The sequence below is a fragment of the Vibrio cortegadensis genome, from assembly GCF_024347395.1.
GTDB lineage: Bacteria > Pseudomonadota > Gammaproteobacteria > Enterobacterales > Vibrionaceae > Vibrio > Vibrio cortegadensis.
Genome location: NZ_AP025473.1, coordinates 843,554 through 859,005, shown reverse-complemented (window position 1 = coordinate 859,005; position 15,452 = coordinate 843,554). Strand labels below are relative to the sequence as shown.

General features: G+C 40.6%; 13 protein-coding genes. 4 read left to right on the top strand and 9 right to left on the bottom strand.

Annotation, left to right across the window (positions count from 1 at the left end; translation table 11 throughout):
* The first annotated feature begins 30 nt into the window (after window positions 1–30).
* A complete protein-coding gene (locus OCV39_RS18105) occupies window positions 31–696 on the top strand; it encodes a flagellar brake protein (protein ID WP_261889608.1) in 666 nt (221 codons plus the stop codon).
* A gap of 104 nt (window positions 697–800) precedes the next feature.
* Here the strand turns inward: OCV39_RS18105 and luxQ are convergent, their stop codons facing one another.
* The 5 genes from luxQ to OCV39_RS18080 all read right to left on the bottom strand — a co-directional run bounded on the left by luxQ (window position 801) and on the right by OCV39_RS18080 (window position 6,116).
* Complete coding sequence (luxQ, locus tag OCV39_RS18100; protein WP_261889607.1) at window positions 801–3,386, bottom strand: quorum-sensing autoinducer 2 sensor kinase/phosphatase LuxQ; 2,586 nt, start codon at window positions 3,384–3,386, stop codon at window positions 801–803.
* Complete coding sequence (locus tag OCV39_RS18095; protein WP_017053567.1) at window positions 3,383–4,483, bottom strand: autoinducer 2-binding periplasmic protein LuxP; 1,101 nt, start codon at window positions 4,481–4,483, stop codon at window positions 3,383–3,385. Before OCV39_RS18095 ends, luxQ begins: the two co-directional genes overlap by 4 nt.
* 216 nt (window positions 4,484–4,699) lie before the next feature.
* The gene (locus tag OCV39_RS18090) at window positions 4,700–4,996 is read right to left on the bottom strand and encodes a GIY-YIG nuclease family protein (RefSeq protein WP_261889606.1); all 297 of its coding nucleotides are present in this window, start codon (window positions 4,994–4,996) and stop codon (window positions 4,700–4,702) included.
* A 5-nt stretch (window positions 4,997–5,001) separates the two neighbouring features.
* A complete protein-coding gene (locus OCV39_RS18085; RefSeq protein WP_261889605.1) occupies window positions 5,002–5,673 on the bottom strand; it encodes a YceH family protein in 672 nt (223 codons plus the stop codon).
* A 227-nt stretch (window positions 5,674–5,900) separates the two neighbouring features.
* A complete protein-coding gene (locus OCV39_RS18080; RefSeq protein WP_240697155.1) occupies window positions 5,901–6,116 on the bottom strand; it encodes a hypothetical protein in 216 nt (71 codons plus the stop codon).
* 175 nt (window positions 6,117–6,291) lie between these two features.
* Between OCV39_RS18080 and OCV39_RS18075 the strand changes: the two genes are divergently transcribed.
* Window positions 6,292–6,606, top strand: a complete 315-nt coding sequence (locus OCV39_RS18075; RefSeq protein ID WP_113799774.1) for a DUF496 family protein — start codon at window positions 6,292–6,294, stop codon at window positions 6,604–6,606.
* A 156-nt stretch (window positions 6,607–6,762) separates the two neighbouring features.
* Here the strand turns inward: OCV39_RS18075 and OCV39_RS18070 are convergent, their stop codons facing one another.
* Together OCV39_RS18070 and yegD are read right to left on the bottom strand one after the other, a co-directional pair.
* Entirely contained in the window at window positions 6,763–8,820 is a 2,058-nt protein-coding gene (locus OCV39_RS18070) for a peptidase U32 family protein (RefSeq protein WP_261889604.1), read from the bottom strand.
* A 159-nt stretch (window positions 8,821–8,979) separates the two neighbouring features.
* Window positions 8,980–10,332 carry a molecular chaperone gene (gene yegD, locus OCV39_RS18065; protein WP_261889603.1) on the bottom strand — a complete coding sequence of 451 codons (1,353 nt, stop codon included), beginning with the start codon at window positions 10,330–10,332 and terminating at the stop codon, window positions 8,980–8,982.
* A gap of 436 nt (window positions 10,333–10,768) precedes the next feature.
* Between yegD and OCV39_RS18060 the strand changes: the two genes are divergently transcribed.
* Both OCV39_RS18060 and OCV39_RS18055 read left to right on the top strand, forming a co-directional pair.
* Window positions 10,769–13,849 (top strand): hypothetical protein, encoded by a 3,081-nt coding sequence (locus OCV39_RS18060; RefSeq protein ID WP_261889602.1) that lies wholly within the window; start codon window positions 10,769–10,771, stop codon window positions 13,847–13,849.
* A gap of 114 nt (window positions 13,850–13,963) precedes the next feature.
* Window positions 13,964–14,272, top strand: a complete 309-nt coding sequence (locus OCV39_RS18055) for a cysteine-rich CWC family protein (RefSeq protein ID WP_261889601.1) — start codon at window positions 13,964–13,966, stop codon at window positions 14,270–14,272.
* A gap of 48 nt (window positions 14,273–14,320) precedes the next feature.
* Here OCV39_RS18055 and OCV39_RS18050 read toward each other — a convergent pair whose 3' ends face one another.
* A complete protein-coding gene (locus OCV39_RS18050) occupies window positions 14,321–14,848 on the bottom strand; it encodes a porin family protein (protein WP_261889600.1) in 528 nt (175 codons plus the stop codon).
* 171 nt (window positions 14,849–15,019) lie between these two features.
* On the bottom strand, window positions 15,020–15,376 hold the full coding sequence (locus OCV39_RS18045; protein WP_261889599.1) for a HopJ type III effector protein: 357 nt from the start codon (window positions 15,374–15,376) through the stop codon (window positions 15,020–15,022).
* Window positions 15,377–15,452: the final 76 nt, after the last annotated feature.

The window sequence follows — 15,452 nt, the reverse complement described above, 5'->3', positions numbered from 1 at the left end:
CGGCACTTCTAGGGTAATCGTTAATAATTTATGAGCTCAAAAAACAACAACAACCAAGATATTCAAAAGTTCATGAAACCAGGGATGAAGGTTTCAGTCACTCTTGAATTTGGCCCCACAGATAAACTGATCATTCATACTCACTACATTGGCTGCAAAGACGAGCAATATCTCATCATTGAACTCCCTATCAAAATCTTAGAAGATCTATCCATGCGTCAACTGGCTAATGTAGATACCGTAATCCGCGGCATTTCGGATACCGAACTCGGACACATTATTGCTTTCAAAACGTCGGTGATAAATACCATTACCAAGCCTTTCCCGTTGCTTTTTTTAAGAGCACCTAAACAGTTTGCTACAAAGGCCGTTAGAGAACATCAACGCTATAAGCTTTCGCTTCCTGTGACAGTGAGTTATCAATCGAATGTCTTTGAAGGAACAATTCTCGACTTCTCAGTTTCAGGCTGCGGTCTTCTATTAGAGACCAGAAATGAATTAGTTTGCGACACAGAGATAAACGTTGAATCACAATTGAAGCGTTTCCTCCCTAGCGATATCAAATATTGTATTGTGAGTGTGAAAAGGCACCAAAAAGGTCAGTTGGTTGGTATTAAGTTTGATAATCCAATAATCATGGGAGACGATCTAAAACAGGAGATACTAGAGCAAGCTTTTATCGCGGGTAGTATTTGATCGTCACATGAACGCAGGGCTTACATTTAAGCCCTACAAATACGAATACAACTAAAAAACGAATGGGCAATGGGTGAGAAATGAATACACCACCATGGATCTATTCACTCTTCTGAATTAAGAAAATGCCTTTTAAAATGAACGAACGCAGCATGTAGCACATGTTCCTTAATTGGCTTAACAATCACATAATTAGCCCCAGCGGCGATGAATGCATCATTAGTAGAAGCAAGGCTATCTGCAGTACAAGCGTATATTGGCGTGGATATGTGTAAATCGTTTCGAATCGCCATGGTGGTTTCGATTCCGCCTAAATTCGGCAACTGGTTATCCATCAGAATCAGATCAAAAGACTCTGCCTCAATAATTTTCAGTGCACTCAACCCATCTTTCGTCCACTGCACATCCATCCCATATTTTTTACAAAATGCCTGTGCGATAAATGCGTTGGTACCATTATCCTCTACTAGCAGCACCTTCAGTGTTCTGTCAAAAAGCTCATGAGGAAGAAGTTCTTGTTCTGTTGATTGAAAATCAGAACCGACAGAACCACTCTTCACAGGGACAGTGACTACAAATTCTGTACCTACTCCCTTTTCACTCCCAACTTGAATATCACCCCCTAGCATATCAACCAGGTTCTTTACTATGGTCAGACCTAAACCACTACCACCGTATTCCCGTGTTGTTGTTGATTCCTCTTGTACAAAAGGATCGAACATTGCGTCCAAACGCTTCGGATCAATACCAATTCCAGAGTCCTTAATGTTAATAATCAGCATGTCATTATTTGCAGACTCGAACTGTTCTAAATCGAAGCCAATTTTAATGGTTCCAGAGTGTGTAAATTTCACTGCGTTGCTTAAAAGATTAAACAAAATCTGATTCAAACGAACTTGATCTGTGTAAATCAACGTATTCGTTGCCAAATTATTATTAATAACTAACTGAACATCATTTTCGGCACAGGCAGGCTGATAGATAGTTTCAAGCGTATTCACGAGTTCAGAAAACTTGAACTCATTAAGCTGAATATTAAACTTACCTTGTTCTAATTTTGAAAAATCCAGAATGTCATTGAGAACAGCCAATAGATGTTCACCACTATTGCATAAGACATCAATCTGCTTAAGGTTTTCAGCATCATGAATAGAGCGCTTTAATAGCTGGGATACACCCAAAATACCATTCAATGGCGTTCTGATTTCATGACTCATTTTCGCTAAGAAATCAGCCCTCATTTTTGCCGACTCTTCCGCCTCTTTTCTCGCTAAATCACTCTGTTTTTCAGCTTCAATGAAGGTTGTAACGTCTTGGCCTTGGACAATAATGCTAGAGATATCCCCTTCAATCCTTATCGGGGATAAATTCCAGCGGTAAACTTTATCTCCAATCGGAACGTTAACTCCGGTAAGCGTTGCGCCTTGAGCTGACATTCTAATATGAGGAATTAACTGGGACTTAAATACATCAAAATGAGGTAAAATCTTGTACTGTCCTAACTCGTTTGCTTTCGATAACTCTTTGCGAGCAGCTGGATTCATCTGCAAAACATCACCAGCGCCAGACCAAACAATAGTAGGAGAGAGTGCAAAGTTGAATAGATCTTGAAAAGACTTCTCCTGCTCAGCCAACCGCTCAAATGTGCTTTCGAGGGTGTGACCAATATGATCGAATTCATAGATCGTAGACCCTTCAAACCCTCTTTTGGCGTCTTTTATCCCGGCGAGTTTAGTGTAAGTCATTAATTTTGACAGTTCGTTAGAGACTTTTTTCTGCACCCATTTCCGTGTGAATGCAAAAACAGCGCAAATAGCGAGCATGGTGAAAATCAGGCCATACTGATGATTTCTTTTCAACGCCATTACACCTTTACTGTACTCGACAGTAAATACCGTCAGAGGTGTCTCTTCATCATTAACCTTCAATGCCGTTGCACTCACCAAAGTCTCTCCAAGCTCGCTATCAACTTGTTTTCTAAAACTAATAATGTCATCGGCAGTATAAGGCTCAGAACCTAGCAAGGTTGTCGCGATTGGTCGATCATCTAAAGCAAGTACCACATTATCGCTATTACTGCGTCGTTGAAGAGATTCGATCAACATGACGTTGTTATCGAGGATCATCCCAACATAAAGTTGGCCTAATACTTCTCCCGAATTATCATTGATTATCGGAGAACGCCTCACTAATAAGTGTTTAAGCCCTATTGAACTATGAAGTTCAAGTATGTGCCAATTACTATTAAACGCGACTTGCTCTGCAACATCATTAAGCAATTCAAGAGATAAACCGTAGAATTCGGCGTTGCCATCATCCCAGATAATACCCTTTGGTTTTGCAATAAAGCGTACATCAGGAACATGTTTAGGCTCACGTTGATCCAGCCCTAGGAAATAATAATCGAGAAGTTCTTCGTCTCCAGCCACAAAAAAATCCACCAACGTGTCACTTTTCGCATTACTGTCTTGGTGGATTTGCAAAACAGCCAATCGGTAATCAAACAGACTTTGAATCAAACTCGATGTCTGCTGAAGTGTTCGGTTGACTTCTTGTTTAATTATACGATTACTGAATTGAAAACTTTGTACAAGCACGCCCAACGTCAATATGCAGATCACCAAAATGACAATTTGTGAAATTAAGGTAACAAGTGAGCGTTTTTTCGTTGGGCCAAGCTTTATTTTCATGACTTATCTGAATACCTAAAAGCACGTTCTTTTAATTTTTGGATATGTTCGGGCTCATCCTCGGTAGAGACTACTTCAAAGTCTCCAGAATAAACGGTAGGCACCTTCTTACCTTCTAAATCAAGTTTGATCGCTTCTGCCATTGCAACGCCTGTATCATCATTCATTCGCATAACCGTCACATCGAGCTCACCACGCTCCAAAGCTTCAAGTTCGGCGGAGCCTCCTCCCCATCCGTTAATTTTGATATCCGTACGGTTCAGGTCTTCTAAAGCTTGCACCGCTCCCAGAGCAACGTCCGTCGAACAGGCGTAAATAAAATCGAGATCAGGCGTTTTTTCAATGCTCAACTTGGCAACATCATACCCGCTGGCTTTCGTCGTTTTTGTGTAGAATGATGAGCGCAATTCGTAATCTGAATGGTGACTCATCTCTTGAATAAAAGTATCACCCCTAGCATCACTGATGTAGCCTTCAGAAAAGTACAGTACCGAATAGTTACCTCCAGCCTTAACGTGCTGTTTGAAATAGTCCGCTAACGCTAAGCTTCCTGTTGAGTGGTCAAAGCCCACGTAGAAGAAAGGTTGGCGATTCTTCCATGCGCGTACTGGCGTTGTGATGTTTTGCAATATTAGCTTTGTTTTTTCGGAATTAATTACATGCTCAATAAATTTACGATGACGTGTTGTATCCAATGTAAAGATCAAGTAATCCGTTTCATTTTGAATGGCTTTTTTTAAGGAAAGACTTTGCTGCTTTACATCAATATTAGGGCGAGTAAATACTTGGTTAATTTGGTATTGGATGCCAAGTTCATCGAGCCTTGCTTCAAATGCTCTGATGTTGCGCACCCAATAATCAGATACCTGTTGACCTGGATACACAACCGAAATTGTGACGGGTTCTTTTTGTTTAACCGAAATCTTTTGTGAGTCGTTACGAACGATATCACTGAATATCTGGTTCAATTCATTCTGTTTCGGGAAAGTTTCCAGAAACTCTTTATATTCCCAATACCCTGTGAGAACTTGCGCTGGATGCGCCATTAATGGCATGGAAAAACTAGCCAATGCGGAAAGCAATAGTAAACGTTTCATTTTTATCTCAGCCTAGATGGACTACATTGGCCCATAATTATTAACCTAATCAATGACCATACTCTTACGCATGGTATGAAAATCATTATGAGTTAACCTTATTAAAAATGATAGTTCTATGCCAGATAAAGATGGCGGGAATAGCGTGTAAAAGAGAAGTTAAACCGATAAAAATAACGCGGGGGCTTTATCTATTGATCACAAGGATGAGTAATGTCAATTGATGTGCAGTGTTTCTAGATCCCAAAGTTTCTGAATTAATTGTTCCTTCTTTATTTTTGGCAACTTTTTCAGCTTAATTTCGTATTTTAAAGCCAAACTTTTCGTTTCAACAGAGTGACTCCAAACGAGCTCCAGTGGCCCTTTTCCGCGAAGAAACTTAGCCCCTTTTCCCATTTGGTGTTGTATGAACCGACGATCTACATCGACCGTTATTCCACAATATAGAGCATCACTTCGTGTCCGAATTAGATAAATATACCAAGACGGACACGTTTCGCTTACCGTTGTCATGAAAATCAGAGAACAGATTCAACTAACGCTTTGAGCTCAGCCAACTCGTTCTTCAATTCTGCCACTTCTTTCTCTAGTGACTCGATTCTTTGAGATGATGAGTTTTCAGAAGAATGGCTCATTGTTGAATTGACCGGCATTGCCGCCGCGATCGAATCCACGTCAACAGCACCACTTAAAAGATGCTGATAGCGAGATTCTCTCTTACCCGCTTCGCGTGGCAATTTCACCACCAAAGAACCTTCGGCACGATTCGCTAGCTTTTCAAGTACCGCTTCCACCTCTTTTACATCTGTGAATGACGCCAATCGATTAGTACGAGTGCGCAATTCGCCAGGAGTTTGAGGCCCACGAAGTAACATGCAGCAGATAATGGCGCGTTCTTGTTCACTAAACTGTAAATCGCCAAATTCAGTGTTACAAAAACGATGCTGATACTTACTCACACGGCTATTAAAGCTACTCTCATCACTCACTAAACGACGAGAGATAAGGCTCTCTACGACATCAAGAATATCTGAATCACTCAAGACCATGACAGGATCTCGGTTACTCTTCTGATTACATGCAGTGGTTAGACTATTAAGTGTTAGAGGGTAATATTCAGGAGTGGTTACTTCTTTTTCAATCAAGCAGCCAATAACTCTTGCTTCAACAGGTGACAGTTCAATGCTCATACTCAATTCCTTGTTTTTATTATTAGCTTTGTTGCACTAGTAAATCTAACGACTCAACCATTTAAAGCGCTGAATTTACGTTGTGAGTGTTAAATTCTGGCTCAAATTTTTAGCTTTGCATCTCTTGTGATGGGCAGTGTAACTATCGATATTCAAACATTGATATTCAAACATTGATATTCAAACATCGATATTCAAAAACATCAGTATCCAAACATCCGTTTTCGCTAATGCTCCGGAATCAGTGGGATGCGTTTCATATTGCCTTTTTCATCAACCAATATGATTTTTGCTCGGTTTAGCTCAATCTCAGTTATCTCTAATTTTGTTCGCTCAGAAATATAGGCCTCACGTAGTTTCTCTTGCTCCACTTCACCTTCAGGTTCTACGTCATGCGACTCGTAATCATCTTGTTCGACTGGCTGTTCCATGTTTTTTTTCATTACACTGTCATACTTAATAACGCATAATATAGCGAACGCACAAGCGAACACAATCGATTAAAGAGAGAGTGCTGATTAATTCACCAACATCGCCAGAGGATTGATCTTAAGGCTGTTCTGTATTCATTTGTTGTGCTTTAATCAAACCAGACATATTTTAGACTAGGAAAAAACTATGAGTAGTGTATTTGAAATCGTAAACCAAGCACGTCGTAAAAATAAGCTAAAACGTGAACTTGTTGATAACGAAAAAAAAGTTCGTGATAACCGTAAACGTGTTGATCTACTTGATAACCTTCTTGACTACATTAAACCAGAAATGAGCCACGATGAGATTCTGGTTATTGTTAAAAACATGAAAGCCGATTACGAAGATCGCGTTGATGACCACATCATCAAAAGTGCTGAGATCTCTAAATCTCGCCGTGACATCAGCCGTCGCATTCGTGAACTGACTGAAGAAGATAAGCAAACTCAAGGTAAAAAATAACCTTAGCTTATCGATAAGATTCTGGTAGACCTAGCTTGCACACAACCTAGTGTGTTGTTTCATTTCGCAGCTAGGAATATCTAGGTGACAACAAAAAAGCCGAAGCAATATAATATTGCTTCGGCTTTTCATTAACCTTTATCTATAAACCTTTGTCTATAAACCTTTTTTATATTGCTGGCTGCTCGTTTGCGCTAATGCCTGTTTTATCGCAACTAATGCCGGAGACTCGACCTTATCGCCACGAGTGTCCAAATGGTTCATCGATTCCTGTAGCATTTCTTGGAATAGCACAACCAAGGCTGCGTTATCGATCTCCGCTTTATCTAAACTCACTTTGGTCTGTGTTTTGATATTTCGTAGATCAATCAGAACATCAGAATAGAGCCCTGCACAATCTTTAAGTACGTCTGTATTCAAGAAGTTTTGTTCGCTGTACAAACTGTTGTGATCGCCTTTTTTCTTATCAATCACATAAGGCTTATCTTTCAAGTTAATGATAGAGGTTGTTTTCTCGCACCCCTTCAAACAACGATTATCCACACGCTTTTTCTTACAACCTACACTTTGTAAAAATAGGCACTGACGACTAGTTAGCATCGCAATCGGGTGGTAAATGCTATGAAACAGGCGGAAGTTATCTGGACGAACGATCTTACGCATCTGCAGTTTGCTTAACTCATTAGAGATAAAAGCACCACTGCCTTTGTACTCTTGTTGAATACATTTGAGCGCATACGAATTAGTGATATTCAGTTGCGGCCCTGCAATCCATTGAATGCCTCTTTCATAAGCCAGTTGTGCTACGCCTGTATTATTGGTGACGATCAACGCTGGCTTAACTGTATCTAAAAACGTTCTCGCCGCTTCAAAGTCATCTCCAATTTGAATAGCAGAAAACCAAGGGATCAAAGCTGGATTTTCAGTAAACAGTGTACTCAATTTAGCCAACTGTGTGCTCAGCGCCATTGGTAACTGATAGAAGACATCTAAAGGTGTCGTTGAAGTGTTCATTTCGCACAACGCAACATCTTCTGCCGATGAGATAAGTACAGATAATTTTGGAGCCGAAGTCAAAGGCGTTGATGGTGGAAGCTTTGGTAATTCAACGGCTTTCACGTAATCGGGGTCGCCTTTTACTACCGTTAATGACTTTGAATCATCAATCACTAAATCTTTGGTCTTCTCTTCCACCAGCGCCATGATATCCGTTTTTTCATCAAACAGATCTTTTTTCACTTTATCGATACTGGCTTCAGTAGTACAGCCGTAAATCTTAGTGAAGTGTGTAGACGAATTGTCTCTTGGGTTATCGATATACATATCTTGGGAGATGTTATCTTTCAGATATGAGTTCGAGAAGTCACGATTAAATACCGTGTATAAGCCTTTGGTATCGGTTAAAGGTTGGCCACCAGCACAATAAGTGTCTATCTGTTTACGCCAATTATCGACCACAGTATAAACGTAATGCGCTTTCTTGATTCGACCTTCAACTTTTAATGAGTAAACACCCGCATCAACCAACTCATTCAAATCACCATAAGCAGAGTTGTCTTTCATGTTCAGTGGGTAATTTTTGCCTACTTTCGTTGTTTCGTATTGATCACGGCAAGGTTGGCTACAACGACCTCGGTTCCCCGATGCACCATTTTTGACAGAACTGATGTAACAAAGGCCCGAAAAGCCAATACAGTAAGAACCATGCACGAACACTTCCATTAGAACATCATGCTCTAGTCCAAATTGAGCTAAATGTTTAATCTCGCTGATATTTAACTCTCGTGAAAGGTTTACACGGCTTGCACCTAACTTATTGAGTAATAAGATTTGGCCTTCATTATGAGTGTTCAATTGTGTCGAAGCGTGCATATCTAAGCTAGGGAAATAGTGCTTAAGAATATAGCCTAACCCAAGATCTTGAATGATAACGCCATCGATATGAGTGTTAACCAATTTATTCAATAAGCGGACAACCGTTGGTACTTCACTTTCAAGAATAATGATATTCAACGTTAGGAAGATTTTACAGTTGTTCTGATGAGCCAAATCAACCAAACCGTTTAAGGTATCTAGGTCGAGGTTTGTTGCTCGATTACGGGCATTAAACTTATCCAAACCACAATAAACGGCATCCGCGCCAGCAGCAATCGCCGCTTTTATCGAATCTATATCGCCACCAGGGGCCAACAACTCAAATTGATCTTTATTCACAGAAAATGTACTCGCCTTACTGTATAGCGTAATAATAAGGCGAGTATTTTACGGGTTTCGGTTACAAATTACCGCATGAGTCACACTTTTTTTTGAAATTAGCGATAGATCAGCACCTTAATTTCCCAAAGTACTCATCGCGTACCCACAATCAGTCGATTACTTAAAACAAGTTTCAGCCCAGCGAGCCAAACCTGCTGTAACCGAACCAAAGTAATTCCCACTCACAATCGGCACATTTGGCAGTTGAGATTCCACAGCCTGACGTAATACAGGAGAACGAGCAGAGCCTCCCGTCATGAAGATCACATCCGGTTTTTTCGCACTTTGCGCGACCGCTTCTTTCACTAAATCAACCATCTTCGCTTTTGGAGTCTCAATCGCGTCTATCATTTGGTCTAAACTGATGTCTACTTCAACCAATTCAGACACTAAATCCATCTTGACGCGAAATTCGTTGCAATCTGCAAGTGCTATTTTCGCTTCTTCCGCTTTTCTTACTACGCTGTAGCCTAATGTCTCTTGGTACATTCTAAGTAAGCGATCCAATTTTTCCGGAGACTGCGCCTCTTTTTTCAGTAGCTTAAGTGCTTTAAGGTTCTCGCGTGAATAAAAGTCGCGTTGTGCTTCTACATTGTTGATCGCAATCGGGTTCCAAAATTGAGTCAGAGGCATATCGATACCAGACAGTGACTTACTCGTGGAGCCAAAAGAGGTCATCAGCTGTTTGAACGCTAGGTAAATATCAAGATCATTTCCCCCAACTCGTTGCCCACTATGAGCTAATAAGCTGGCAGTACGATCACTCATGCCTCGCCACGTTGGTCCCATATCAATCAGCGAACAGTCGGTTGTACCACCGCCAATGTCCACAACTAATACTGTTTTATCTTCTGTTAGTGTGCTCTCGTATTCCAACCCTGCCGCGACAGGCTCAAATTGAAATTCAATATTATTAAACCCTGCGCGCTTGGCTGCTTGTAATAATATTTTTTCCGCTTGTTGGTTAGCGAGTTCACCACCACGACCGTGAAAGTTTATCGGACGACCAATCACCGTGTCGCGGATCTCTTGTTCACTTTGAGCTTCCGCTTTTTGTTTAATATTGGCCATCATGGCGCATACAAGATCTTCAAAAAAACTGACCTGAATATCATGCAACCCGCTTGCGCCTAAGAAGGATTTCGGCGATTTCACATAGTAAACATCTCTCGGATCTTCTAAATAAAGATCTAACGCCGCTTGACCAAAGGCTAAGTCACCTTTGATTAGGTCGATACTCTCTTCTCGATTGAAGGCAATCGCTCGGCGAAGTACTTGTTCACCAATCGCATCAGAAGGCGAAATTTTAAAGTGACGAAATAGATACTCAGATACAGATTCACGCGTCGGAGCACAAATAGTAGAAGGGATGTAAAAGTTGTCCCCTTCAAGAGAAAGTAATCTTGGTTGGCCATCAGACATCGAAGCAACAGAGCAGTTCGCTGTACCATAATCAAAACCTATAAACATTTTTACCTCTAGCCAATCCAAAAAGGTCGGCAATGCTACCTCAATTGGCTCTTAATTTCGAGCAGCAAAAACCTCAAAAAAAGCATAAATTTATACCTGAGGAAGACGTTAAATCTAAAGCTCTACCCTCTTCGAAGCATTACGCTCTAACTGGATCTGGTTCACAACTTGATAAATTACTCAAATAACGTTTCGGTTTAAGCCATTTTTTAGCAAGTTCTTTAAATTCAAACAATTAACCACACGAAGATTAACGCTGATTCTCATGACTATTCTCATCACTCCACTAAGCTTATGATTTTATAAAAAATATTATAATCCAGATATTAAAAACTTATTCATCACTCAATTAATATAGCCCCAGTCAATTTGACAGCCTACAACCTCGTTACTAACGTTTTACTGTCGTTTCTAATAACAATGTTTAGGAAGAACAATGAATAAAAATAAATTAGTAATAGCATTAGGCTTAACAAGCAGCTTAGGCTTGGTTGGCTGTGGTGACGGAGAGACCGGTACGACAGCAAACAGCAACGCCTATTCCGTCACAGCAATTGATGGATATCTAAAAAATGCCCAAGTTTGGCTAGATGTCGATGGCGATTTTCAACTCGATCCTGATGAACCGTCTGCCATTAGTGGCGATGGAGGTAAAGCCGTTCTTGATGTCTCCAATACCCCTAATCCCGAGAATTACGCCGTTATTGTTAAAGCAATAAAAGGTCAAACCGTCGATGAAACAACCGGACCTGTTTTATCTGATTATGTAATGTCAGCACCTGCGGGACAAACCGATGTTACTCCCCTCTCGACTCTTGTTCACGTAAAACTAGAAAGTGGCACTTTTAGTACCATCGAAGAAGCCGTTACCGATGTAGCAAATGACCTAGGACTTGAAGAAAGTGATGTTCTAGGCGATTACATCGAAGATGGAAAAACAGACGCTGCATACAGTGCTGAAGCTCTTGTGACTTCAGGTGTTATCCCAGAAGATACAACCGAATTATCTGATAATGCCGATGGTAGTAAAACAGATTTATCAGATAACTCAGAACAGATAGGGACCATTATTAAGGCTCCTGATTTTGATCCTGACAAAACTGCGATCATTCCTGGAGACAACGGAGGATATGAGTCTGTTGAAAATACAGACACAGATGGTGACGGCGTCATTGATGAGCTTGATGAGTTTGTTGACGACGATACGGAATGGGTTGATTCAGACAAAGATGGAACTGGTGATAACGCCGACACCAATGATGACAACGATGCAGCCCTAGATGTCGATGATGATTTCCCATTTGATAAAGATGAGACAACAGATACTGACGGTGATGGTATCGGTAACAATGCCGATCTCGACGATGATAACGATGACACACCTGATGCAAGTGATGACTTCCCATTAGACGAAAATGAAACAACAGATACCGATGGCGATGGTGTTGGTAATAATGCCGATCTCGATGATGATAATGATGACACACCTGATGCCAGTGACGACTTCCCATTAGATAAAGATGAAACAACAGATACTGACGGCGATGGTATCGGTAACAATGAAGATACTGATGATGACAATGATGGCATCTTAGATGAAGACGACGACTCTCCTCTCACCCCCGATTTAAGTCCTATTCAGCAAGTTATTACCTTCATGCGTGACAGTGGTACTTTCTATTCTCTTTGGGCAGATGAAGAGACACGTAACAACAACGGCGTAGAAACAACCGATGTTGAGGTATTTGTCGAAGAGTTCACAATGAACAATGACATAGGTACTTTATCTAAACTCTACCAAGTCGGTGCCGATGGAAGAACGCATACGATTGATCCAAATGATGATAAAGACATCATTCTAGGTCCACAAGGTTGGGAAATGTTCAATGATGTGTACTCACTTGCGATAGTAGGTGATGCCATATCTGTTTACCCTGCCGATCTACCAACATTAACCAGTACCGCTTCTGGCTATGTGCGAGATTTAAGTGGTAAATCAATTGCTGGTAATGCGGGCGAGTTGTCTGATTATGTCAATGAAACCGCGGTATTCCCACAAGGTTCTCAAGGTGGCTCAGTCAGTTTAACCGCTGATTTTGATGAGTATTACTTATGGAATAAACCTTGGTTCTATCACGGTACCGCGAATAACGAAGAAGACGGAAATAATGCAACATCATTTGCAGATGTTATTGTTAATACAGCGGCGGGAGACGGAGCTCTGGTAAGCACCGTTAAAGGGTTATCCATAGGTTACGATATAGGGATTGAACTGGTTACTGGTGGAGTGATCAACTACTACACTTGGGATTGGAGTTGGACTAATGGTCAAGAAACCATGGTGACTCTCAACGGTTCTGGTCAATGGACACAATCCACCGTCAATGGGGAAGAGGTCATTCGCTTCGATATTCCGCAATCTGTTATCGACCTATGGGGAGATGCTTGGGATCACGATACCAACCAACGCATTTTATCTGCTTACGATGGCTACCTATATGAAGGCGAGTTTATTGCTGCTGGCGATGCTGAAGATGACAACGATGGCTACCTATTGAATGCTGTTGCAAAAGAGGCATTAATTAACGCAATCAATATTGAAGGTTGGTGCTTCATTACCGAAACCGATTCAGGCTCAACTCTTGCCGATTTCGAAGCACAGCTAGCGGACTGTACATTACCGACCATGATGCCAGAAGACTCAATTTCTTACCGTGTTAGCGGTTCAGGAGAGACAAGATCCGCTGCGTATGGCGATAATAGCCAAATGCTACGCTTTAAAAATAGTGCCCCTAGCATGAAGTATTGGAACATGAACAGTAAGGGCATTTTAGAAATAGGTGAAAACGCGAATGAAATTTGGGACTACCGCAAACTTATTATTGATGTAAACGATGATAAGCAATACTCAGTGGCACATTTTGATCCAGAAGAAGGTTCAATATGGCTAGCGACGTATTTAGATGTTGATATAAATAAAGATATCCATACATGTGATGTCGATGAATCCGGTTGGAATGATGAAACCGACCAACCTATTAACTTCAAGACTTACGCTCAATATACCGCAGCTCTAGACTCCTGTCGTGAAGACGAAGACTACAAAACACCATTGTTTAGTACTCGCTTCATTGGTGATGAAAGAGTCTTACAAGCTGAAGATGAACGACTAAGCTTTATGGCCGACGGCTCAGGTAAATTTGAAGACCTAAACCCTGATGGAACGGTCATGGAATCCTTTAATTTCACTTGGGCAATGCACGATATTGATAAAGGTATAATCAAGCTTAGCTTCGCTTACACCGATGATAATAACGTCGCTCAAACCGCCACTGACTACATGACGATAGCCTATAGTAATGGGATTGAATTCAATGTAAAAGTATTCACCGTTTCTAGTGAATGGGGCGGAAACGCAATCACGGAAGAAGGAGAAATATGGTATTCAAACTATAGCAATCCGGATTCAGAATCAGAACTGACAGACTTAGGTTTTATCACCCCAGCAACACCATAAACAAGTCACTTTAACCTAAATTAAAAGCCAAGTTTTTTACTTGGCTTTTTTATTTCTTACATCCAAATAAAAAACTGTTAGATTTACGGTACAAGTTTTAGAGAGTAAAGATGAATGAAAACACCTTGTATTGCTGCGTGCAAAAACAGTGATGGTATCTGCTCAGGCTGTCATCGAACCATGGCTGAAATTATCGGTTGGAAAGAGTATTCAGACACTGAGCGTGAAACCATTATGAAGCAGATAACTAGCGTCTCACACACTCATCAATGTCCATCATGTGGTGAAGGTGCACACTGTGATATCAGCGCAGGGAAAAGCACCTGCTGGTGCTTTGAAGTAGAAGAAAGGAACACAAGTAAAGTGTCGGATAACCAAAGTTGTGTGTGTCGAAAATGTTTAACGGCTCTACCGACAATTTAGCTCTGAGTCAAAGAGTTCTAACGCAAATAACTGACATTTAAACCTACATTAGAAACCATAATAGACGCTCAAATTAAGGCTCATAGCACCATCATCTCCGTCAGGTGCTATCGAACTCTCTTTTACATATTGTCCTTCAATATCAAAAATTAATGGTGTGTTGTTTCTAAAACGCATCCCAGCACCAATACTCGGAGCCCATTCTGTACCGTGGTTTTCCGTTCCAATCGCGCTATAACCCAAAGTCCCGAACAGATTAAAATGATAATCCAATGGGATAAACCACTTACTCACCACACCTGCATGCCACTTAATTCGGTCATCTTTATCCGATACCACGATATATTCCCGCCCTTCTATTGCGAAAAAAGATAATGGACGATAACCAAAAACGACCCCAGCAAGCGTACTATCAAATTTATCATCATCTCGATATTGCGAATCGCTGAAGTTTGCCATGCTAAAACCGGCACCTAGGTACAACTGACTATACTCTTTCTCTTCTTCTTGCTGTGCATAACTCAGTGAGCTTATAACACTCAGCGCAAGAAAGATGGAGGAAACTGGATGCTTCATTATCACTTCCTTTTCTATTTGTCCCATAAAAAGGTTAGCTCATACGCAACCAGTCACTCTATAGCCATTAATATATGTGATTTAGATCTATTATTTGATCTTCAACGTATTTAGCTTTCAATACGTTCTATATCAATATTTAGCTATTAATACGTTTGGTTATCAAGATGTTCAGTTATCAATATCTTTAGCAATCAATGCAGTTTGTTCAAATTTGATTCCACCCCAACCTGTCTTGCTAAAGTTTCGGATATTTTGATGGTCCTTATCATCAGGGTTACCAAGTACATCGACACGGTAAAACTTCCCAAAACAGGAAAGCGTCTCCTCTTCCGTTAACTTGTGAAGCAAACCAAAGGCAAAAATTTTACATGAACCATTATTTTCTCCAGCTTCACTTCTTAAGTCACCGTTAGTAAATGAAGTAGGAACAAAGTCATAATTTGCATCAATGACATCCATGACCTGCTCAAATTTTATTTCCTTAGGACTATTTAATAAATCAAACAAAAAACCTTTTACTTCCATAATATATCCATATCCTCATGTACTTAATGTTAAATTTTATGCCAAATATGTGAAGAAACAAAGCACCATGAAATGC